Consider the following 21095-nt stretch of genomic DNA (forward strand, 5'->3'; position numbering starts at 1 on the left):
AGAATCAGTGTCTACTCCTGGAAGCTCGCCGCCCGAAGTCGTCCGTCACCGCCGCTCAGCTCAGATATTCTTCTATCCAAACCCTTCGTGCCCTTCTCCGCTCTTCGTGCCCTTCGTGGTACGTCTTCTGTGGAGAGCCTTCAGCGAGCAACACCCGGCCCGTAGGCACCGGTCGCGCGCCGGCCGGCGATGTGCAGCAGGCCCTTGAGGCTGCCCAGGGTGTCCCGCACCAGGCGCACGCGCGTGTCCGCGTCGTTGGTCCAGGTCACCGGAATCTCCGTGATCCCGTAACCCAGGTGGCGCGCCAGGAAGAGGATCTCCGCGTCGAAGCTCCAGTTGGAAAGGGTCTGGCGGGCGAACACCGCCTGGGCCGCGTCCCGGCGGAAGATCTTGAAGCCGCAGGTGAAGTCCGTCACCGCCACGCCGGCCAGGGTCTGGGCCAGCAGCGTGAAGCCCTTGCCCATGGTCTCGCGCAGCCAGGGCTGGTGGCGGGCGATCACGGCCTCGCGGTTCTTGCGCGTGCCGATCACCACGGCCTCCCGCCGGGCCAGCGCGGGCAGGAAGAGCTCCAGGGTCTCCATGGGCGTGGATTCGTCGGCGTCGCAGAACAGGATGTGGTCGCCCCGCGCCTCCAGCATGCCCCGGCGCACGGCTCCGCCCTTGCCCAAGTTGCGCTCGTTGCGCAGCCCGCGGAACTCGTGGGCCGCCCGGGCCGCGGCCTGGGCCACGTCCAGCGTGCGGTCCGCCGAGCCGTCGTCCACCACGACGATCTCGTGGCGCGGGGCCAGCCGCTGCAGGGTGGCCACGGAGCGCTGCAGACTGGGCGCGATGCGCCGCTCTTCGTTCCAGGCCGGAATGACCACGCTGAGCAGGCCCTCATACACCGGCGGACTCCTCCTTGACTTGCAGAACGGGCGGACACCAGCCCAGCGCCTGGACCGTGGTGCGGCCGCGCAGCCGGGCGGCCAGGGCCACGCTGCCCGGATAGTGCCCGCGTTGCAGCTCGGCCTCCGGCACCCGGCGCAGGGCCTGGATGCCCCGCCGGGCCTGCAGATCCCGCGGCAGCTGCGCCAGCCAGCCGGCCACACCCTTCAGCCCGGCCCAGGCGTGGGCCGGACGGCCCCCGGCCAGGTAACTGAGCAGCGCGGCGCCGTCCAGCAGCAGGCGAATGGGCAGACGGCGCAGCAGCGTGGCGCCGCCGGCGTTGCGCGTCAACATGCGCAGGCTGTTGCGATGGTTGAGATAGACCTTGAGCGGACTCTCCGCCCCGAGGCTGTAGCCGCTGTGGTGGCGCACCCGGCTCAGGGGCGCCGAGGCCAGTTCCCAGCCCGCCAGCCGCAGGCGCCAGTCCAGGTCGATCTCCTCCATGTGCATGAAGAAGCTCTCCTCCAGCAGGCCCACCTCGCGCAGGGCCTCCAGCTTAAGCGCGCAGGCCGTGCCCGAGGCCCAGGCCAGCCGGCGCGGCTCCAGCCAGTTGTCGCCGTCGGCCTCCAGCTCGCCCAGCACGCGGCCCAGGGCGAAGGGAAAGCCGTAGACGTCCAGCAGGCCGCCCGCGGCGCCGCTGTAGTCCAGCCGGCCGGGAAAGGGAATGGAGAGCAGGCGCGGCTGGACGGCGGCCAGCCTGGGATGCGCGGCCAGCAGGGCCAGCGGCTGCTCCAGCCAGTCCGGCGCGGGCTCCGTGTCGTTGTTGAGCAGCACGGCCACGCGGCAGGCGGGATCCGCCAGCGCGGCGCGCAGGCCGGCGTTGCAGCCGCCGGCGAAGCCCAGATTGCGCTCCTGGGCCAGCACCTCAACCCAGGGAAAGGCCCGGCGCACGCGCTCCACGCTGTCGTCCGGGCTGGCGTTGTCCACCAGCAGGACGCGGCAGGGCACCACGCCCCGGGCCAGGTGCGTCAGGCAACTTTCCAGGATCCCCCAGCCGCCGGCGTGGGGAATCACCACGCAGACCGCGCGGGCCTCCGCCCCGCGCTCGGAGGCGCGGTCCGCTTCCGGGAAGGGACTCACCGGCTCCCAGCGGCCTGCGCGGAGTCCAGCTTGGCCTGATAGCGCAGCAGCCGACTCTGGGCGCCCGGGTCGTTGGGGTTCTTCTTCAACCACTCCTGCACCAGCTTGACGGCCTCGGCCCAGTTGCCCTGGGCCTCCAGCAGCCGGATCAGTCCGGCGGTGGCCTCGGTCAGGCCGGGGTTCTGCAGCAGCACGCGCCGGTAGCGCTCCGCCGCCAGCTCGCGCTCCCCCGCCTCCTCCAGCAGATAGGCCGTCTCCATCCGGATCTTCTGGGTGGGATCCTTCTCCGCCAGGCTGTCCAGGATCCCCAGGCCGCGCTGGATCTCCTTCAGAGGCTGGATCCAGTAGCTGCCCAGGTAGAACAGCTCCTCCTGGTTGAGCCGCGCCGGATCAAGGATCTCCAGCCGCGTGCGCAGGCCGTCCGGATTGCCCAGCCGCTGGAAGAGCAGGCCCAGCTGCATGGAGAGTTGCGGGCTGTAAGAGGGCACCACGGCCTCGGGCATCAGCTCGTCCATCCGGTTCAGGATGGCCAGCGCCTCGGGCTTGCGCTGCAGGCCGTCCAGCTCCAGGGCCTGCTGGATGAAGGCGCTGCGGTAATTCTGCACCAGCTTCTGGATGTTGTCGTCGTAGTAGATGCCCGGGTCGTTCAGGCCGCGCAGGTTCTGCTCGAAGATCGCCAGGCTGCCGCCCAGGATGGCGGGATCCAGCGCCATCTCGCGCTGGGGCTTGTCCATCACGCGGTAGGCCAGGCCGTCCATCCGCAGGTTGGGATCCAGCCCGGCGAAGTTGTCCCGGGCCACGGTGACGGCGAAGTAGATCGGGCGCTGCCAGAGGTTGGCCTTGACGATCTCGAGGATCATCCGGTCCTGGACACGCAGGAAATTGCGCTCCTGGGTGCCGTCGCCCATGGGGATGAACAGCGTGGGCGGGCAGGTGACGGCGTAGGTCTGGCCGTCGGCGCTGCGCAGCGGCACCTTGTACCAGGCCTCCTTGGGCAGGGGGTTGCCCACCGCGTCCCGCCAGACCTCCTGGCCCCAGTAGCGCCAGGCGAAGGCCTCGTCCCCGCGCCCGTCGATGGCCAGGTCGATGTTCTCATCCGAGAAGAAGGAGGAGAGCGGCAGGGTCGGGGCCTCGTCGCGCAGCTGCTTCACATACCAGCCCGTGTTCAGCAGGCTCAAGTTCACCACCCGCACGTCGGGGCGGAATTTCTCGACAATCTGCAGGTACCAGAGCGGGAAGGTGTCGTTGTCCCCGTTGGTGAACAGGATGGCGTCCGGCGCCAGGGTGGCCAGCGCGTTGCGCGCGTAATCCTGGGCCACGTAGTTGCGGCTGCGGTCGTGGGTGAAGTAATTCGCCACCACCATGTTGGCCGGCAGCATGGCCAGCATCACCAGCAGCAGGGCCCACTGCGCCGGGGCCTTCAGGTTCTTCAGCCAACGCCCCAGGTCCTCCAGCAGGCTCCAGGCGCCCAACCCGATCCAGATGGCGAAGGCGAAGTAGGAGCCCACGTAGGCGTAGTCGCGCTCCCGGGGCTGGGGATTCTCCTGGTTCAGGTAGACCACGATGGCCACGCCCGTCAGCACGAACAGGTTGGCGATGGTGAAGGCGCGCTTCCAGTCCTTCTGGAAGTGCGTCACCACGCCCCACAGCCCCACCAGCAGCGGCAGGCCGAAGAACTGGAAGCCCGTCCGCCCGGTCTCCATCACGCGGCCGATGAAGTTCCAGTTGAAGTAGCGGATGTACATCTCGCGGATCTGCCAGTCCCAGAAGGGCGCCTTGCGCTCCAGCAGCTGGGTGACGATGGACTCGCTGCCGTATTGCTCGCGGCTCAGGTAGGCGATCAGGCCGGCCAGGGTCTCGGGGTTGTTCTCGTCCAGGGGCGGGTTCAGGCCGCTGCGCAGCAGGATCACCACGTAGCTCAGGTAGCCCAGGATGATCAGCAACAGTCCGGCGGAGCCCAGCGCCAGCGGCCGGTTGCCCTTGACGCGGCCCAGGTTGAACAGGAAGCCCAGCCCCACCAGCAGCGCCAGCAGCCCGCCGGCGGCCAGCGCCTCGCCGCCCAGGTCGTGCAGCAGGTTGATGAACTTGGGCAGCCAGAGCACGACGCCGGGGAAGACCGGCAGGATGGCCAGCGTGCAGAGGCCCCAGAACAGCAGGAAGTGCCCGGTCTCCTGGGGCTTGCCCTCCCGCCAGTGGAAGTAGATCACCAGGAAGACCATGGGCAGCGCCAGCACGTTGAGCAGGTGCACGCCGATGGCCAGGCCGATGAGGTAGAAGACCAGCAGCAGGATGCGGTCCCCGTCGTGCCGGCCGCGCAGCTCCAGGTCGTGCCAGACCAGCGCCAGCCAGACCACCAGCGCCGTGAACAGCATGCTGATGGCGTAGACCTCGGCCTCCACGGCGTTGAACCAGAAGGTGTCCGTGGCCATGAAGGTCAGGGCGCCCAGCGCCGCGCCGCCCAACTCGGCCAGGCCCATCCGCTCCAGGGGTTTCCAGTAGCGCAGCAGCTGCACGATGGTCAGGTAGAGCAGCAGCACGGTCAGCGCGCTGGTGAGCACGCTGATGAAGTTCACCCGCGCCCCCACGTCGCCGAACAGGGGCAGCATGGAGAACAGCCGGCCCAGCAGCAGGAAGAAGGGCGCGCCGGGCGGATGGGGCACCGACAGGCTGTGGGAGCTGGCGATGAACTCGCCGCAGTCCCAGAAACTGGTGGTGGGCGCCATGGTGAGGAAGTAGAGCACCAGGGAGGCCAGGAAGACGCCCAGGGCCGTCAGCCGGTGCCAAAGTCGCAGGTTGCCCGTGAAGGCCGCGGAATCGTCCGTGGTCGTGGTGGCGGTGTCCGGGGATTTCATCCCACTCCCAAGTCTGTTGATGGTACCGGTGAATCGGGCCGAATTCGGGCTTGGAAGCCCCAGCTTCCGCACGACGGCGGCCCTTCCAGCGGGTCCGCTGCGTCCGCTTGTCTGCTGGAGAAAAGCGCCGACCGGGCCTTTCGTTCGCCCGGGGCGCAGGAAAGGCGGCCCAAGGTAGGAAAAAGGGCCGGCGCGGAGATCCTTTGGCCCCCCCCGGGATCCGTTCGGAACCTGCCGCGCCGGCTGATCCGGCTGGAGGACCCTGCGTGAGGATCCCCCAGACCGGGATTCGAACTACCTACACCGGGACGCCTGCGTGGTTGGGGACAGCATTCAGGCTTGCTGGTCCGCTTCCCGCCGGGGAAGGGACACCGCTGCGCCCTCCCCTCCCGGTTCCGGACCCAGGATACCAGCCCGCTGTTAACGGCAGTGTTAATGGGGCGCGCGGCAGGCGGCTTTTCGCCGGAAACCGCCCACGCCACCGGAAATCCCCTCCAAACTCCATCCTAACCCGGTCCTGACCGCAGCCTGACACCCGCCCCCCACCTTCAGCCCGCTGAATCCGAGGAGGCCATGTTCCCTTCCCCCGTCCTGAATTGGCTGCTGGCCGGCCTGGCCCTGCTGGCGCCCCTGGCCCAGGCCCAGTACAGCCTGACCCACCCCCGCGGACGCGTGGAGCTGGAAGCCCGTCTGCGCACGGCCTGGCACCACCGCTGGCTGTTCCCCGGCGACGAGGACCACAACAAGGACCGCTTCTATGTGGAGTCCGCCCGGCTCAAGTTCTCCGGCCAGCAGTACCGCTTCCGGCTGGCCTGGGAACTCCAGCTGGAGCTGCGCGGCCACAACGGCCTGGAGCGCGAGACGGGCCAGGAGCAGGACCACCAGGGTCTTGAGGCCCGCGATCTGCACCTGTCCTGGCTGCCCTCCGACCAGCTCACCCTGCGGATGGGCCAGCAGAAGGTGCCCTACGGGCGCAAGCAGCTGATTCCCGAGCACGCCCAGTCCATCGTGCGGCGGCCGGAGGTGGTCAACGACTTCCTGCCCGGCCGGGACCGCGGGCTGCTGCTGCGGGCCCGCACGCCCGTCCGTGACTGGACCGGCTGGCTGGGCGTCTTCACGGGCAACGGCGAGAACCACAAGTACGACGACCCCGCGGGCCGGCCCCTCTACGCCGCCCGGCTGGAGTGGGCGCCGCTGGGCGAACTGGGCGGCGAGGAGGGCGACTTCTCCCACTCGAAACGGCTCCGCGTGCTGGCGGGCGTCAATCTGGCCCAGAGCCGGGACAAGGCCCCGGCCCTGGAGGATCCCCGCGACTACCTGCGCACCATCGACGGGGAGAAGCTCCTCTACGGCGGCGATTTCAGCGCCAAGTGGCGGGGCTGGCAGGGCACGCTGGAGTTCGATCACGCCCGCCTGAGGCCGGACAGCGGCGACGGATACCGGGCCGGCGGCTACATGGCCCAGCTGCAGTACGCCTGGCGTCTGCCCTGGAACGCGCTGGCCGGCTGGGTGCTGGAGCCCGTGGTGGCCTACGACGAATTCAATCCCAACCACCGCCGGGCGGACGACACCATGCGCGGCCTGACCACGGGAATCAACCTGCTGCCCGACGGGCACGACTTCAAAATCATGCTGGACTGGCTGCACCGCTTCAAGTTGAGGGAAGGGGACGCGAACCCATGGAAAGAGGACGAGTTGCGGCTGCTGGTGCAGCTGAGGGTCCTGTGAGGCGCGCGCCACACGCTTGCCGCGCCGGGCTCCTGTTGCTGGCCTGCCTGGCGACGGGCTGTCTGAAGGACGACCTGGACGACGGGGGTCCGGCCGCCGGCGGGCTGGTCCTGAACGAGTTCTGCGCTTCCAACGGCGGCGGTTCCGTCGACGAGCTGGGCGAGGCCGACGATTGGGTGGAACTCCACAACCCCGGCCCGACGGCCCTGCCCCTGGACGGCCTTGCCCTCAGCGACGATCCGGGCGACCCGGACAAATTCGTCATCCAGGGCACGGACAGCCTGCTGGCCCCGGGCGGCTTCGTGGTGATCTGGTGCGACGACGAGACGCCCCCCGGGCCCTTCCACGCCCCTTTCAAGCTCAGCGCCGACGGCGAGACCCTGCAGCTGCGCGACGCGGCGGGCCGGCTGCTGGACGAGCGCGTCTTCGGGCCCCAGTTGCAGGACCAGAGCGAAGGCCGCGTGCCCGACGGAGCGGGAGACTGGCAGACCCTGAACCCGCCCACGGCGGGCCAGCCCAACGAGCCGGACGGCGAGCCCGGGCCGGGCCGGCTGGTGGTCAACGAGCTGCTGGCCTCCAACGACGCCTGCTGCGTGGACGAGCACGGCGAGTACGACGACTGGTTCGAACTCCACAACGCCGGCGGCACGGCCGTGCAGCTGGCCGGACTGTGGCTCAGCGACGATGCGGCCACGCCGCGGAAGTTCCAGCTGCTGCCCGGCGGCGACAGCCTGCTGGCCCCCGGGGCCTTCGCCGTGGTCTGGTGCGACAGCCAGCCCGGCCAGGGGCCCTTCCACGCCGCTTTCGCCCTGTCGGGCTCCGGCGAGGACGTGCTGGTCACGGCCGCCGACGGCGAGACGCGGCTGGAAACCGTCAGCTATCCGGCCCAGCAGACAGACCGCTCGCTGGGCCGCCGGCCCGACGGCGGCGAGACCTGGCAAGCGTTCGACGTCCCCACGCCGGGGCACCCCAACCAGCCCTGAGCCTGCGGAGGACCGACCGATGCGCCGAGTATTCCTGTTGACCGCCTGGGGCCTGCTGGCCTTCTCCTGCTACGGGCAGGCGGAACCCGCGCCGACCTGGACGCTGCTGAGCGAGGTGCGCGTGCAGGTCCAGGAGCCTTCGGGCCTCTGTCTGGACCCGCTCAGCGGCCAGTTCTGGACCGTCTCCGACGAGACCGGCCTGGTGTATCGCTTCGATCCCACGGGCCGGGTCACCCGCACCCTGGCTTGGAGCGGCGACGACCTGGAGGGCATCTGCACGGATCCGCGCGACGGCAGCCTGTGGATCGTCGGCGAGCGCGACGGCCAGGCCGTGCACCTCTCCATCCACGGCACCGAGCTGGGGCGCTTCACCCTGGAGCCGGCCGCCGGGCGCGGCAACAGCGGCCTGGAGGGCATCGAGTGCGACGCCCGGGGTCATCTCTGGCTGCTGCAGGAGAAGGATCCCGGCCGCCTCTACCTCTGGGAGCCCGAGGGCGGGGCGCTGGAGATCCGGGAGCTGGACTTCGCCCGGGACTACTCGGGCCTGGCGCTGGATCCCGAGCGCGGCGGTTGCTGGGTGGTCAGCGACGAGTCGGAAAGCCTCACCTTCCTGGGGGACGACGGCCGGGTGTTGGAATACGCCCTGGGACTGGAGCGCTTGGAGGGCGTCGCTGTCGCCGGCGACAGCATCTGGGTCTTGTCCGATTCCAATGCGACTCTATTTGAAATCCAATTGCCGTAACACATGCGGCCGGCAGCTTGCCGGCCGGCAACCCGGAGACCACGCCATGCTGCGACTCCCCCTGGCCCTGCTGGCCACCTGTGCGTTCCTGACGGGACCGGCCGGGGCCCAGACCCTGCTGATCAACGAATTCCTGGCCTCCAACAACGCCGTCAACACCGACGAATTCGGCGACCACGACGACTGGGCCGAGCTCTGGAACCACGGCGCCGAGCCGGTGGACCTGGGCGGCCTGTGGCTGAGCGACGGCGGCACGCCCTGGCAGATCCCCACGGGTTCGCCGGAGATCACCACGGTGTCCGCCGGCGGCTTCGTCATCCTTTGGTTCGACGAAGAGCCCGACCAGGGGCCTCTGCACGTGGACGACAAGCTGGGCGCTTCGGGCGAGTCCGTCGTGCTCTACGCCGCCGATGGAAGCACGGAGCTGGATCGGCGGGACTTCGACGCCCAGACTTCGAACATCTCCGAGGGTCGCCAGTTCGACGGCTCCCAGGTCTGGGTGCCCTTCTCCACGCCCACCCCCGGCGCGAGCAACGGCCAAAGCGCCGTGGCCGTCCGGGAGCGGCCGGCGGGCCTGCGCCTGCTGGGCGCCGCGCCCAATCCCTTCAATCCCAGCACGACGGTGGAGTTCGAGCTGGCCCGTGCCGCCACGGTCAGCGCGCGCATCCACGATCTGGCGGGCCGGGAGGTCTGGAGCGCGGTGGAGCAGCAGCGCCCGGCCGGGCGGCACCACCTGGTCTGGCAGCCGGAGGCCGGCCAGGCCAGCGGCGTCTACTTCCTGACGCTGAGGGCGGGCTCCATCACGCAGACCCAGAAACTGTTGTTCGTCCAATAACCCGCAATGAAGGAGCACGGCATGAAGTGGGGACTGACCACCGCGTTGGTGCTGCTGGGCACGCGCCTGGGCATGGCCGACGTGGTCATCAACGAATTGCACTACAACCCGCCCACCAGCCAGGGCGACGACAACTTCTATGAGTTCCTGGAGCTGGTGAACACCGGCGCCGCGGAGGTGGATCTGGGCGGCTGGGTTCTCAGCGGCGTGGCCCACACCTTCGCCCCGGGCACGCTGATCCCGGCGGGCGGCTATCTGGTGCTGGCCAAGGACGCCGCCACCATCCAGACGGCCTACGGCCTGACGGGCGTGGTGCAGTGGGGCAGCGGCAACTTGGACAACGGCGGCGAGCTGGTCCGCCTCCAGGACGCCGCCTTCGCCGTGGTGGACGAGGTGCTCTACGACGACACGGCGGAGTGGGATGGCCCGCTGGCCGACGGCGGCGGCAGCTCGCTGGAACTGAAGAACCCGGCGCTGAACAACAACACGGTCAGTTCATGGGGCGCCAGCAGCACGGCGCTGGGCACGCCCGGCGCGCAGAACTCCATCTACGAGAGCGACGCCTTCCCCAGCGTGAGCGGCCTGGCCCACCTGCCCCTCCAGCCGAACTCGACGGATGCCGTCACACTGAGCGCCCAGGTGCAGGACGACCAGGGTCTGCTGGCCGTCACCCTGTCCTGGGACACGGGCGGCACTCCGGTGGACGTGCCCATGACGGCCAACGGCAACACCTGGTCCGCGCTGATCGGCCCCTTCGCCGACGGCACCGTCGTGAACGTCACTGTGGAGGCCGAGGACACGGCCAACCAAGTGACCACCAGCAACCTTTATTCCTTCTTCGTCACCGACGACGCCGTCACCGACGCCGACATCATGTTCACGGAGGTCCAGTACACGGACGCCTGTTTCGGCGGCGACGACTGGGTGGAGCTCCACAACGCCTCCGGCGCGGACCTCGACCTGGGCGGCTGGATCTTCAAGGACAACGACGACACGCACGTCTTCACCCTCCCCGCGGGCACTCTGATCCCCGCCGGCGGCTATCTGGTGCTGGCCCAGAACGCCGCGCAGCTGACGGCCAACTACGGGATCAGCAACGTGGTGGGCGATTTCGGTTTCGGGCTGAGCAGCACGGGCGACGCCGTGCGCCTGTTCACGCCCTGGGGCGTGGTGGTGGACCAAGTGAGCTACGACATCGTGGCGCCCTGGCCCGGCCCGCCCGTGGGCAGCGGTCCCTCACTTAGCCTGCTCAGTCCTGCGTTGGACAACAGCCTGGGATCCAGCTGGGCGCCCTCCGGCGCTCCCTGCGGCACGCCGGGCCTGGCCAACGCCAGCGACATCTGGCCGCCCGTGGTGACCCTGGCCGGTTTCCACAGCGCCGACCGCGTGCGCGTCTTCTTCAATGAGAACGTGGACGCCGCCAGCGCCGGCACCCCGTCCCACTACAGCCTGGACGGCCTGCCCTGCCTGGGCGCGAGCCTGGTGGACAGCGTCACCGTGGCGCTGGACTTCGGCGTGCTCTCCGTCCAGGGCCAGACCTATCAACTGTCGGTGGCCGGCGTCCAGGACCTGGCGGGCAACGCCTCCCTGGCCGTGACCCTGCCGCTGGTCTACTGGCCGGCGGGCAGCGTGGTGGTGAATGAAATCCTGCAGAATCCGCTGGCCGTCTCCGACGACTTCGGCGAGTGGTTCGAGGTGTACAACCCCAACGCCTTCGCGGTCAATCTGCGCAACTGGTGGTTGGAGGATGAGGGGACGGATTCGCATCTGATCTCGCCGGACGCCGATCTCGTCTGCGCCCCCGGCGGCTATCTGGTGCTGGCCATGAACGGCAACCCGGCGGAGAACGGCGGCGTCACGCCCGACTACGTCTACAGCGGGGTCACGCTGACCAACGGGGCCGACGAACTGATCCTGCGGGCCGGCTTGACAGTGGTGGACCGCGTGGCCTACGACGGCGGCCCCACCTTCCCCGATCCCAACGGCGCGTCGATGGAACTCAAATCCACCGCGTTGGACAACGCGCTGGCCGCGTCTTGGCTGCCCGCCTACACGTCCTTCGGCGCCGGCGACCTGGGCACCCCGGGCGCGCTTAACAGCGTTTCCAGCCTGGCGGCCCCGCAGCTGGGCATCCAAGTGGCCGGCGGTCTGGCAACCCTGAGTTGGACAGCCGTTCCCGGCGCGCTGGAGTACGAGCTGTCCAGCGCTCCGGCGCCGGACGGGCCCTGGATGGTGGAGGCCGTCACGGCCGCCACGACCCTCAGCCTGCCCCAGTCCACAGCCCTGCGCTTCTACGAGGTGCGGGCCCGCAACTGACCTTCCGACCTCCGTGTGACAAGCCAGGGGCGGTCCTCCACGTGGGAGAACCGCCCCTGCGCGGTCTCACGGGTCCGGCTGGATTACTTGCCCAGTTCCTCCAGCCGCTCCTTGGCCAGTTCGGCCTCCGGACGGTTGGGCCAGCGCTTGCGCACGGTGTCCAGCAGGCTGCGGGCCTGCTCGGTCTTGCCCTTGCCCGCGAGGATCAGCGAGCGGCGCAGCATGGAGGCCGGCACCTGGGCGTGATCCGGGTGGCTCTTCTCGAAGCGCTCGTACTGGGTCAGCGCCGAGTCCGGCTGCTGCTCCGAGAGCCAGGTGTCGCCGATCCAGTAGCGGCAGAGCGCCACCATCTCGCCCTTGGGGAAACGGGTGAGGTATTCGCGGAAGCCCGAGCGCGCCAGTTCCGGCAGGCCGCGCACGCGGTCCAGGGTGGCCTGGTTGTAGAGCCAGGAGGGATCCGCCAGCGCCAGGCTGTCCCGCTGCTGGCGCAGGCCCTGGCGGGCCAGGATCAGGTTCAGCTCGTCCACTTTCTGGGCCAGGCGCCGGTTGTAGGTGCCCGCGTCGTCCAGGGTGGAGCGCACCTCGGTCAGCAGGTTGCGCAGATCCTCCGTCCCCTGGAGCTGGTCGGCCTTGAGCAGGCGCAGCACGGCCTCCGTGTCCCGGAAGCGCTCCTTCAGGAACTCAACCCGCCCGATGAGCAGGCTGTCCTGCTCGGTCTGCCGGCTCTCCACCCGGTCCACCTTGCCCTTGATGTGCGCCAGATCCTCCTGGAAGGCGACGATCTCGCTGCGCGAGGCGCAGCCCGACAACAGGGCGGCGGCCGCCAGGGCCAGAATCAGCAGCTGCTGTCTCACGGCGTACTCCTTGTCTTTCCAGGCAACCCGGTCGATCGGCGCACGAGGCGAAGCCAATCTCTTCCCCCACCCCCGGTGGGGGAAGCCGCGCCGCAGGCGCGAATGGGGGCATTGAAAAGTCCTGAGTGCCCCCATCCCCCGCCGCTGCGCGGCGCCTTCCCCCGCCGGGGGCGGGGGAAGGAAATCGGCGGTCAGTCCAGTTTCACCGGTTCCCAGGAGGGACTCTCGCCCCCGCCCTTGCTGAGCTGCCGCCGGCCCGTGCCGTCGGCCAGCATCACCCAGACCTCGTTCTTCCAGCTATAGGCCAGGTGCTGGCCGTCCGGCGACCAGCGCGGATCGAAGTGGTTGCCCGTCTCGTCGGTCAGGCGCACCCAGTCGCTGCCGTCCGGGCGCATCTGGAAGATCTGCCAGCCGTTGCGCTCCCGGGAAATGAAAGCGATCCAGTCCCCGTCCGGCGACCAGGAGGGGCAGTCGGAGCCCGTCCCGATGAAACTGATCCGCTGCTCGTCCACGCCGTCCGAAGTGATGGTGTAGAGCTGCAGGCTGCCGCTGCGGTCGCTGGCGAAGACGAGGTGGCGGCCGTCGGGCGCCCACGAGGGATTGGTCTCGATGGCCGGGTGGTGCGTCAACCGGCGCGGCTCGCCCGTGCGCCGTCCGGTGGCCGGATCCATCGGGATCAAGTAGATGTCCGTGTTGGCCTTGACCGTGGCCGCGCAGGCCAGCCAGCGGCCGTCGGGACTCCAGGCCGGTGCGGCCTCGGACTCGGGACCGCCGAGTACCAGCTCGGCCTCTCCGCCGGCGACGGCGCCCACCCAGATGTCGGCGCCGCGCTCCGGATGCACCTGGGTCCAGGCGTAGAAGCGGCCGCTGGGCGCCCAGGCCGGCATCACGCGCGTCTTGCCGCTGCGGCTCAGGGCCTGGCGCTCTTCCCCGAAGAAATCCGCCAGCACCAGCTGCGTGCCGCCGCGCTCCGCCTGCACGTAGAGCACGCGCGAGCCGAAGGGGGCGCGAAAGCCGGTCAACAGCAGCAGGATTTCCTGGGCCAGGCTCTCGGCCTGGCGCGCGGCCTGCTCGTCCAGCTTGATGATCCAGGTGGCGAGCGGCGCGCCGCCGCTGTAGTTCAGCAGGCTGACTTCCACGGTCTCCGGCTTGCCGCCCGTCTTGATGCGCTCGTCCAGCCGCACCAGGCTGGCCAGTTCGGCCTCGCTCAGGCTCTTGGGGTCCGGCGAGCCGTACCAGAGCTTGAGCGTGCCCGCCAGCGTGAGGGCCTGCCGCAGCCGGTTCTCGAAGGTCAACAGCTGGACAGAGCCCGCCAGTGGGGCTTCCAGCACCAGGCCGGGCCGGAAGTAGCTCAGGGTGCGGGCTTCCAGCGCCACCTCGGGGACCGTCCCAGGTGGGAAGAAGCCGCCGACGGGCATGTCGTCGTCCGCCGCCCGCGCCGGCCGGGCCGCGCTCAGCAGCAGGACGAGCAGCAGGGGGAGGATCCGCGTCAGGAAGTGCGGGCGCCGGCACAGAGCCAGCTGGGGAGGCTTATTCGTCCACAAAAGTGAAAGTCACTCCGATCTGGTCGTAGGGAAACACCGGCGGCAACGGGGGCAGAACGGCCCGGGTGATGGAGCTGCGGCCCGCCAGATCCAACCCGGGCAGGCCCGATTCGCCCACCTGCTCCAACTGGCTCACCCGGCCCTGGCGGTCCACCAGGAAGTGGAAGACCGCCTTGCGCCCGCTGGAGCGGGCCGGGTACTTGAAGGTGCGCTGGATGGAATTCTCCAGCCGCACCAGATACTGACTCATGCCTTCCAGCCCGGGCTGGTCCGCCGTCGCGCCCGTGCGGCTGCTGCCGGCGCCCCGGGGTCCGGCTCCCGCGTCGCTGCCCGCGCGGCGGGTCCGCTCCCCCGGCGCCGCCGGGCGCGTGGCCTGGTCGGACTCGCGCCGGGGACGTTCAGGTTCCCGGGCGGGCTGGGCGGGGGTCGTCGGACGGGGATTGGGCGTGCGGGCCATGGTGGGGGCGGAGTTGCGGGCCGCGGGGGCGGCGGGTTCCGGGGCGGGCGCCGCGCTCTCCTCCGGCTGGGCGGCGGGCGTCTCTGCAGGAGGCGCGTCGCTGACCCAGCCCGGCCGGTTCATCCCGCCGCCGGCCTGGCGCACCAAGCGCACATGGACGGCCTCGGGTCGCTTCAGGCTGGGGCCGCCCCACCAGAGGAGCAATAGAATCCCCGCGTGCAGGGCCAGCGAGGCCAGCACCGGGCGCCCCAGGGGCGATCCGCCCGTCCGGCGCCGGTGGGTGCTCATGGGAGTTGGGAATCCCGGGGGGGCGGGTCGGTCATCAGGCCCACGTCCTCGAAGCCGGCTTCGCGGATGCGGTCCAGCAGGCCCACCACCTCGCCGTAGGCCACGCGCTCGTCGGCGGCCAGGAAGACGGGCAGGGAGCGGGCGGCGGCGCTGTCGCCCTCCGTCAGCAGCAGGGCCTCGTCCAGCAGGCGCGCGCCCAACTCCTGGGCCCGGACGCTCTCCCGGCCCAGCATCAGCTGGCCGTCCCGGCGCAGTTCCACGGTGACCCCGCGGTCGCCGCGCCGCTGACCGCTCTCGGACTGGGGCAGGCCCACTTCGAGGGCGGTCTTCAGCACGGGTGCCGTGATCATGAAAATGACCAATAGCACCAGGAAGACGTCCACCAGGGGAGTGACGTTGATCTCGGAGAGCGGACCCCGGTCGGGCGCGGCTTTCATGCCGGTCCCACCTCCCGCACCAGGCCGGAGATCAGGTCGCGGAGGGCTTCGCAGCGGTCCCGCGCGCGGCGCGCGGAGGCCAGGAAGTAGTTGTAGGCGATGGTGGCCGGAATGGCCGTGGCCAGACCCACCACCGTGGCGATCAGGGCCTCGGCGATGCCCGGCCCCACGACTTCCAGCATGGCCTGGCCCTGCTGGCCGCCGATGCGCAGGAAGGCCACCATCACGCCCCAGACCGTGCCCATCAGGCCGATGAACGGGCTGGCGCTGGAGACCGTGGCCAACAGGCTTAAATGGCGGTCCACGTCCGCCAGCGCGCGGCGTTCGGCGGCGCCCAGGGCGCCCTCCCAGGCCGCCGGAGCGGGAAGAGGCCGGTGTGCGCCGGCCCCGGAAGCGGAAGGCGGCAGCAGGCGGCGCACCGCCTGCTGCAGCATGAGGGCGCTGGGCGCCCCCTGATGATGCTCAGCCAAACGAACCAGGTCCGCGAGTCCGCGGCCCTGGTCGATGCCTTCCTCGAAGGTGGATTCAGCTGCCGCCGCGCGCCGGAAGTAGCGGATGCGCTCCAGGATGGCGGCCCAACTCAGCACGGAGAGGACCACCAGGATCAGCAGGACCGCCTTGGAAAACAGCGAGGCGTGGGCGACGAAACTCCACAGGGTCACGGATTCAGCGCCTGGAACTCACAGCGCCGGTTCACGGACCATGCGGCCTCGTCGTGGCCGAGCTCCACCGGGCGGGACTTGCCGTAGGAGATGGTCTCGAAGCGGCCGGCGTCCAGGCCCAGCCGGACCAGGTAGTCCTTGACGGCGTTGGCGCGCTTGTCGCCCAGGGCCAGGTTGTAGGCCACGGAGCCGTTCTCGTCGCAATGGCCTTCCAGCCGCACGCGCAGGTCGCTGACCGTGCGCAGCACGTCGCCGTGGTGGGCCAGGCTGCCGCGGGTGTCTTCGCGCAGTTCGAACTTGTCGAAGTCGAAGTAGACGGCGGACAGCGAGTTGATGGCCGTGCCGCGGGCTTCGCGAACCAGACGCTCCGCCTCGGCCTTGGCGGCGTTGGCGGCGGCCAGGCGCTCGGCTTCGGCCTTGGCGGCGGCTTCGGCGGCCAGCCGGTCGGCTTCGGCCTGGGCGGCGGCCGCGGCGGCGGCGGCGGCATCATCCGTCTGCTGGGTGATGTTCTTCTCGGCGGCCGGATCGACCTTCTTCTTGCAAGCCACGCTGCCCAGTCCGACAGCGACGACCAGCGAGAGCAGCAGGGCGGTGCGCAGAGTGCTCATATGGCGGTCTCCTTGGTTGTGGGCCAATCAAAGATTTTGCCCGGGTTCAAAATATTGTGTGGATCAAAAAGCCGTTTGACGTCCATCTGCAGCCGCTGGGACAGCGGACTGAGTTCCCATCCAATATAAGGCTGCTTCCAGCAACCTACACCATGTTCGGCGGAAATCGTCCCGCCCAGGCGCAGCGCCAGCCGGTAGACGTCCTCCACCAGGGCCCACATCCGGGCCCGCACCTCCGCGCCACTCTCAGTGCTGAGCACGTTGACATGCAGATTGCCGTCCCCCAGGTGCCCGTAGGCCAACAGGTTGAGGCCGGCCGCGGCCCCCAGCCGGTGGCACTCCGCCAGACACTCCGCCAGCCGGTCCAGCGGCACGGCGATGTCCTCGGAGAGTTTCTGGGCGAACAACTCCCGCGTGGTGGTGGAGAGGCGCCGCCGCACGTCCCAGAGGCGCTCGCGTTTTTCGCCGCCCTCGGCGCTCAGCACGTCCAGCGCGCCCTCCGCCAGGCAGAGTTCGCCCAGCCGCTGGGCCTCGCGTTCGGCGGGCTCGGGTTCGCCGTCACTCTCCAGCAGCAGCACGGTCCGGCACTCCGCCGGCAGGCGCAGGGGCAACCGCTCGCGGACCAGTTCCAGGGCGCGTTCGTCCATGAACTCCAGCGCGCTGGGGGTCAGCCCGGCCAGCTGGATGCGCCCGGCCAGTCGGGCGGCCGTGGCCGTGTCGGGCAGCAGGGCCAGCAGCGTGTGCGTGCAGCGCGGCCGGGGCACAAGGCGCAGGACCAGCTTGGTCAGCACGGCCAGCGTGCCCTCGCTGCCGATGAGCAGGTCGCGCAGGCTGTAGCCCACCACGCCCTTGCGCGTGCGCGTGCCGCAGGAGATCCACTCCCCCGAGGGCAGGACGGCCTCCAGCTGCAGCACGTAATTGCGTGTCACGCCGTACTTGACGCAGCGCGGGCCGCCGGCGTCCTCGGCCACGTTGCCGCCCAGGCTGCAGGATTCCCAGGAGGCGGGATCCGGCGGGTAGAAGAGCCCGTGTTGACCAGCGGCCTCCTGCAGGGCCAGGTTGAGCACGCCGGGCTCCACCACGGCGAAGCGGTTGAGCGGGTCGAGCTCGAGGATCCGATTGAAGCGGCTCATGGAGAGGATGACGCCGCCCCGGGTGGCCAGCGCGCCGCCCGACAGGCCGGTGCCGGCCCCGCGTGGTGTGACGGGAATGAGGTGGCGATTGGCCCAGCGCAGCAGCTCCTGGATCTGCTCCACACGCTCGGGCTCCACCACCACGTCGGGCAGGTGGGGGACTTTCAGTTCGTCGGCGGCGTAGGCCTCCCGGCGCCCGTCCAGGATGAGCGAGGCCGCTCCCACGGCGGCCTCCAATTCCCGCAGCTGTTCCGGTGTCAGCATCCGGTCTCCACTCTCCACTCTCCACTTGGACACGAAGCTCACGAAGTTCGAAGAAGAGCACGAAGAAACGAGAGAAGCAGGATCAATCCTCGTAACCCGGGTTGAGCGCCGACGAGCGCACAGACGGGCTCTTCCTACAGACCTTAGAAACGAGATCCCTCCTGCGGCACTCTTCGTGCGCTTCGGATCCCTTCCCGTGCTACGTGTCTGCCCCGGTTCCTCTCGGACACGAAGCTCACGAAGACCGAAGAAGAGCACGATGCGAGACAGGGGGGAGCCACTCAGGCGGCCCCAAAACGGATCTCTCCCCAAGGCGAAGGATTCAAAATCCCTTCCTCGATCCTCTTCTTGCTCTTCGGATCTCTTCCCGTGCGTCGAATTGAGATCTGCCCGGCAAGCGGGCTATTTCTTCGGCTCCGCCTTCACGGTCTTCGTCTTCCTTCCCGCGCTTCGTGGTGCAACGGGTTCCCCGAACGCAGGAGCGAACTCGTCCTGGTACTGCCGGTGGAGGTGGCGGATCAGATCCTCCTCGCAGCGGCCCAGGTTGCGCTCCCGCCGCCCCTTGACGATGTGGGCCGTGGCGATGGCCTTCTCCAGCTCGTAGGGCGTGATCCCGTCCTGGGGACCGCCCCAGCTGAAGGGCGGCACTTCCTTGGGGGGAAAGCCGCCGCCCCAGATGTTGGCGAACACGCCCACCACGGTGCCCGTGTTGAACATCGTGTTGATGCCGCACTTGGAGTGGTCGCCCATCAGCAGGCCCACGTAGCGCTCGCCCGTCTCCACCTGGCGGCCCAGCATCTGCACGCTGACCTGGCCGTAGTTGTTCTTCAGGTCGCTGTTGTTGGTGTCCGCGCCCAAGTTGGTCCACTCGCCCAGGTAGGCGTGGCCCAAGAAGCCGTCGTGCTGCTTGTTGGCGTAGCCCTGCAGGATGGACTCCGCCACTTCGCCGGCCACGCGGCTGACCGGGCCCAAGTGCGTGCCGCCCAGCAGGCGCGTGCCGGGCTTCAGGCGCGAATTCTCGCCGATGAAGGCCGGGCCTTCCACCACGCAGAAGGGGGCCAGGCTGACGCCGCTCTCGATGACGATGGGACCCTTGCTCGCGTCCAGCACGCAGTAAGGCGCGATGGTCGCCCCGGCCTCGATGTGGATGCGCTCGCTGCCGATCAGGCGCACGCTCAGGTCCACGCTCTCCGGCGGGGCCGTGCGGCCCTCGGCCTGCAGGCGGGCTTCCAGGTAGGGGAAATCCGCCGCTGCCGCCGCCGGCAGTTCATGGATCAGCTCCCAGAGGTGCTCGGCCAGCCGCATGCCCGCCGGGGCCTCCACCACGTCCAGCTCCGGTCCGCCACCGTCCAGGTCCGCCAGCTCCGCGGCATCCAGCCGGGCGGCCAGCAGCACGTCGTCCAGCAGCATGCCCGTGCCGGGTTCCAGCCCGAGCACGGCCTCGGCATTCAGCTCCAGCAGCCGGCCGTTGACCATCAGGATGTCCTCGCCCTCCTCCAGCTCGGGCTGGGGCAGCCCCAGCCGCGCAGCCACCTTCTGCAGCGGTCCGCGGCACAGGCCGCCCTCGGCCTTGAGACCCAGGCGCCACTCGATGCGCTGGCGCAGCGTGCCCAGCCCCGTGCGCAACTCCCAGACGGGACGCATCTCCGTCAACGGATAAAAGGCCCGCGCCTGCGGGTCTTCGAAGAGGATCAGTCTCATGCCTCGTCCGATTTTTGCAGCAGCTCGACCAGTCGGTCCAGCTCCTCACGGGTGGAATAGTCGATGCGGATCTGGCCGCGGTTGCGGTTGGGGCTGATCTGCACCCGGGCCCCCAGGTTGCCGCTCAGGCTCTCCTCCGCCTGGAGGATGTCGAAGGGCTTGACCACCGCCGGCTTGGGCGCGGATTCGCGGTGCTGGCGAATGGCCTCCTCCAGTTGGCGCACGGACAAATCGCGCTTCACGGCCAGCTGCCAGAAGCGCACCTTCTCGTCGTCGGCGGCCAGGCCCAGCAGCACCTTGGCGTGGCCGAAGGAGATCTTGCCCTCCTTCAGGCTGACCTTGATCACCGTGGGCAGCTTGTGCAGACGCAGCAGGTTGGTCACCGCCGGCCGGCTCATGCCCAGGGTCTGGCCCAGCTCCTCCTGGGTCATCCCGTGCTCCTCGATGAGCATGCGGAAGCCCGCCGCCAGATCCAGCGGATGCAGGTCCTCGCGCTGGATGTTCTCCAGCAGCGCCAGGCGCATCAGTTCCGCCTCGTCCGGCCGGGGCCGCACGATGGCCGGCAGGCTGCGCAGGCCCGCCAGCTGGCAGGCCCGCCAGCGCCGTTCGCCGGCGATCAGCGTGTAGAGGCCGCCGTCCTCGTAGACCAGCACGGGCTGCAGCACGCCGTTGACCCGGATGGACTGGGCCAGGTCCTCCAGGTCGGCGGGTTCGAAGTCCCGGCGCGGCTGGTGGCGGTTGCGGTTGATCAGCTCCAGCGGCAGCTGGTGGACGCGGACCCCCTCGTCGGCGCCCGCCGGAGCGGCGGCGGGGGGCGGGGCGTCCGGCTTGTGGATCAGGGCCGAGAGCCCCTTACCCAGCGGTTTGGACCGATTCATCGAGGATCTCCTGGGCCAGGGCGATGTAGTTCTGGCTGCCCGGGCTGCCGGCGTCGTACAGCAGGATGGGCTTCCCGTGGCTGGGCGCCTCGCCCAGCTTGACGTTGCGCCGGATGATGCTCTTGTACATGCGGTCGCCGAAGTGGTTCTCCACCTCCTGGCGCACCATGTTGCAGAGGTTGAGCCGGCTGTCGTACATGGTCAGCAGCACGCCGCGCACGATGAGCCTGGGGTTGAGGCTCTCCCGCACCAGCTCGATGGTGTTGAGCAGCTGGGAGAGGCCCTCCAGGGCGTAGTACTCGGCCTGGATGGGGATGATCACCCCGTCCGCCGCGCACAGTGTGTTGACGGTCAACAGACTCAAGGAGGGCGGGCAGTCGATCAGGATGTACTCGTAGTCCGCGGCCAGCAGGGCCAGGGCCTTCTTGAGGCGGTACTCGCGGCCCATGGCCGCCACCAGCTCCACCTCCGCGCCCACCAGCCGCATGTGGCTGGGCAGGACGTCCAGGCCCTCGATCTGGGTGGGGGAGATGGCCTCGCGCACGGCACCCGGGTCCAGCAGGACCTCGTAGATGCTGGGCCGGGACTCGTCCCGCTCCAGGCCGATGCCACTGGTGGCGTTGGCCTGCGGATCCATGTCCACCAGCAGCACGCGCCGCTCGGAGACGGCCAGGCAAGCGGAGAGGTTCACGGCGGTGGTGGTCTTGCCCACCCCGCCCTTTTGATTGGCGAAAGCGATGATGTCAGCCATGCGGGAATATAGGAAAGGGGGCGGCCCCGGGACCGGCCCGCCCGGGATTCCGCGCGGA

The 21095-nt window shown here is 69.7% G+C and carries 18 protein-coding genes; 5 read left to right on the forward strand and 13 right to left on the reverse strand.

Annotated elements, in window-relative coordinates; all coding sequences use genetic code 11:
• Positions 1-140: 140 nt before the first annotated feature.
• Genes WC326_11520 through WC326_11530 form a run of 3 tightly spaced genes read right to left on the reverse strand, consistent with a single transcriptional unit; the run spans position 141 to position 4856 of the window.
• Positions 141-884, reverse strand: a complete 744-nt coding sequence (locus tag WC326_11520; GenBank protein ID MFA7331689.1) for a dolichyl-phosphate beta-glucosyltransferase — start codon at positions 882-884, stop codon at positions 141-143.
• Positions 877-2004, reverse strand: a complete 1128-nt coding sequence (locus tag WC326_11525) for a glycosyltransferase family 2 protein (GenBank protein MFA7331690.1) — start codon at positions 2002-2004, stop codon at positions 877-879. Before WC326_11525 ends, WC326_11520 begins: the two co-directional genes overlap by 8 nt.
• A complete protein-coding gene (locus tag WC326_11530; GenBank protein ID MFA7331691.1) occupies positions 2001-4856 on the reverse strand; it encodes a DUF2723 domain-containing protein in 2856 nt (951 codons plus the stop codon). Before WC326_11530 ends, WC326_11525 begins: the two co-directional genes overlap by 4 nt.
• A 573-nt stretch (positions 4857-5429) precedes the next feature.
• Here WC326_11530 and WC326_11535 point away from each other — a divergent pair.
• Genes WC326_11535 through WC326_11555 form a run of 5 tightly spaced genes read left to right on the forward strand, consistent with a single transcriptional unit; the run spans position 5430 to position 11460 of the window.
• Complete coding sequence (locus WC326_11535) at positions 5430-6584, forward strand: porin (GenBank protein ID MFA7331692.1); 1155 nt, start codon at positions 5430-5432, stop codon at positions 6582-6584.
• The gene (locus WC326_11540; GenBank protein MFA7331693.1) at positions 6581-7567 is read left to right on the forward strand and encodes a lamin tail domain-containing protein; all 987 of its coding nucleotides are present in this window, start codon (positions 6581-6583) and stop codon (positions 7565-7567) included. Before WC326_11535 ends, WC326_11540 begins: the two co-directional genes overlap by 4 nt.
• A gap of 19 nt (positions 7568-7586) precedes the next feature.
• Positions 7587-8309 carry an SdiA-regulated domain-containing protein gene (locus tag WC326_11545; protein MFA7331694.1) on the forward strand — a complete coding sequence of 241 codons (723 nt, stop codon included), beginning with the start codon at positions 7587-7589 and terminating at the stop codon, positions 8307-8309.
• A 46-nt stretch (positions 8310-8355) separates the two neighbouring features.
• On the forward strand, positions 8356-9144 hold the full coding sequence (locus tag WC326_11550; GenBank protein ID MFA7331695.1) for a lamin tail domain-containing protein: 789 nt from the start codon (positions 8356-8358) through the stop codon (positions 9142-9144).
• Between the two features lie 21 nt (positions 9145-9165).
• The gene (locus WC326_11555) at positions 9166-11460 is read left to right on the forward strand and encodes a lamin tail domain-containing protein (GenBank protein ID MFA7331696.1); all 2295 of its coding nucleotides are present in this window, start codon (positions 9166-9168) and stop codon (positions 11458-11460) included.
• Positions 11461-11543: 83 nt separating this feature from the next.
• On the opposite strand, the gene WC326_11560 is transcribed toward WC326_11555, so the two are convergent.
• The 10 genes from WC326_11560 to WC326_11605 all read right to left on the reverse strand — a co-directional run bounded on the left by WC326_11560 (position 11544) and on the right by WC326_11605 (position 21037).
• Entirely contained in the window at positions 11544-12314 is a 771-nt protein-coding gene (locus WC326_11560) for a tetratricopeptide repeat protein (protein ID MFA7331697.1), read from the reverse strand.
• 191 nt (positions 12315-12505) lie between these two features.
• The gene (locus WC326_11565) at positions 12506-13858 is read right to left on the reverse strand and encodes a hypothetical protein (protein MFA7331698.1); all 1353 of its coding nucleotides are present in this window, start codon (positions 13856-13858) and stop codon (positions 12506-12508) included.
• On the reverse strand, positions 13845-14603 hold the full coding sequence (locus WC326_11570) for a TonB C-terminal domain-containing protein (GenBank protein MFA7331699.1): 759 nt from the start codon (positions 14601-14603) through the stop codon (positions 13845-13847). Before WC326_11570 ends, WC326_11565 begins: the two co-directional genes overlap by 14 nt.
• Positions 14600-15040, reverse strand: coding sequence for a biopolymer transporter ExbD (locus WC326_11575; protein ID MFA7331700.1), 441 nt, complete (start codon positions 15038-15040; stop codon positions 14600-14602). The genes WC326_11570 and WC326_11575 overlap by 4 nt, the downstream gene beginning before the upstream one ends.
• Positions 15037-15702: a MotA/TolQ/ExbB proton channel family protein gene (locus WC326_11580; protein ID MFA7331701.1), complete on the reverse strand. Its 666-nt coding sequence runs from the start codon at positions 15700-15702 to the stop codon at positions 15037-15039. Before WC326_11580 ends, WC326_11575 begins: the two co-directional genes overlap by 4 nt.
• Positions 15699-16310: an OmpA family protein gene (locus tag WC326_11585; protein ID MFA7331702.1), complete on the reverse strand. Its 612-nt coding sequence runs from the start codon at positions 16308-16310 to the stop codon at positions 15699-15701. The genes WC326_11580 and WC326_11585 overlap by 4 nt, the downstream gene beginning before the upstream one ends.
• Positions 16307-17707 carry an FAD-linked oxidase C-terminal domain-containing protein gene (locus WC326_11590; GenBank protein MFA7331703.1) on the reverse strand — a complete coding sequence of 467 codons (1401 nt, stop codon included), beginning with the start codon at positions 17705-17707 and terminating at the stop codon, positions 16307-16309. The genes WC326_11585 and WC326_11590 overlap by 4 nt, the downstream gene beginning before the upstream one ends.
• Before the next feature lie 402 nt (positions 17708-18109).
• Positions 18110-19408: a putative sugar nucleotidyl transferase gene (locus WC326_11595; GenBank protein ID MFA7331704.1), complete on the reverse strand. Its 1299-nt coding sequence runs from the start codon at positions 19406-19408 to the stop codon at positions 18110-18112.
• Positions 19405-20286, reverse strand: coding sequence for a ParB/RepB/Spo0J family partition protein (locus WC326_11600; protein MFA7331705.1), 882 nt, complete (start codon positions 20284-20286; stop codon positions 19405-19407). The genes WC326_11595 and WC326_11600 overlap by 4 nt, the downstream gene beginning before the upstream one ends.
• Positions 20261-21037, reverse strand: a complete 777-nt coding sequence (locus WC326_11605; protein MFA7331706.1) for an AAA family ATPase — start codon at positions 21035-21037, stop codon at positions 20261-20263. The genes WC326_11600 and WC326_11605 overlap by 26 nt, the downstream gene beginning before the upstream one ends.
• Positions 21038-21095: the final 58 nt, after the last annotated feature.

This window comes from Candidatus Delongbacteria bacterium, assembly GCA_041675285.1.
Taxonomy (GTDB): domain Bacteria; phylum CAIWAD01; class CAIWAD01; order CAIWAD01; family CAIWAD01; genus CAIWAD01.

Coding starts and splice junctions, on each gene's coding strand:
- WC326_11530 (MFA7331691.1), bottom strand. CDS start 4,856: ATGAAATCCCCGGACACCGCCACCACGACCACGGACGATTCCGCGGCC.
- WC326_11535 (MFA7331692.1), top strand. CDS start 5,430: ATGTTCCCTTCCCCCGTCCTGAATTGGCTGCTGGCCGGCCTGGCCCTG.
- WC326_11545 (MFA7331694.1), top strand. CDS start 7,587: ATGCGCCGAGTATTCCTGTTGACCGCCTGGGGCCTGCTGGCCTTCTCC.
- WC326_11550 (MFA7331695.1), top strand. CDS start 8,356: ATGCTGCGACTCCCCCTGGCCCTGCTGGCCACCTGTGCGTTCCTGACG.
- WC326_11555 (MFA7331696.1), top strand. CDS start 9,166: ATGAAGTGGGGACTGACCACCGCGTTGGTGCTGCTGGGCACGCGCCTG.
- WC326_11570 (MFA7331699.1), bottom strand. CDS start 14,603: ATGAGCACCCACCGGCGCCGGACGGGCGGATCGCCCCTGGGGCGCCCG.
- WC326_11575 (MFA7331700.1), bottom strand. CDS start 15,040: ATGAAAGCCGCGCCCGACCGGGGTCCGCTCTCCGAGATCAACGTCACT.
- WC326_11585 (MFA7331702.1), bottom strand. CDS start 16,310: ATGAGCACTCTGCGCACCGCCCTGCTGCTCTCGCTGGTCGTCGCTGTC.
- WC326_11590 (MFA7331703.1), bottom strand. CDS start 17,707: ATGCTGACACCGGAACAGCTGCGGGAATTGGAGGCCGCCGTGGGAGCG.
- WC326_11595 (MFA7331704.1), bottom strand. CDS start 19,408: ATGAGACTGATCCTCTTCGAAGACCCGCAGGCGCGGGCCTTTTATCCG.
- WC326_11600 (MFA7331705.1), bottom strand. CDS start 20,286: ATGAATCGGTCCAAACCGCTGGGTAAGGGGCTCTCGGCCCTGATCCAC.
- WC326_11605 (MFA7331706.1), bottom strand. CDS start 21,037: ATGGCTGACATCATCGCTTTCGCCAATCAAAAGGGCGGGGTGGGCAAG.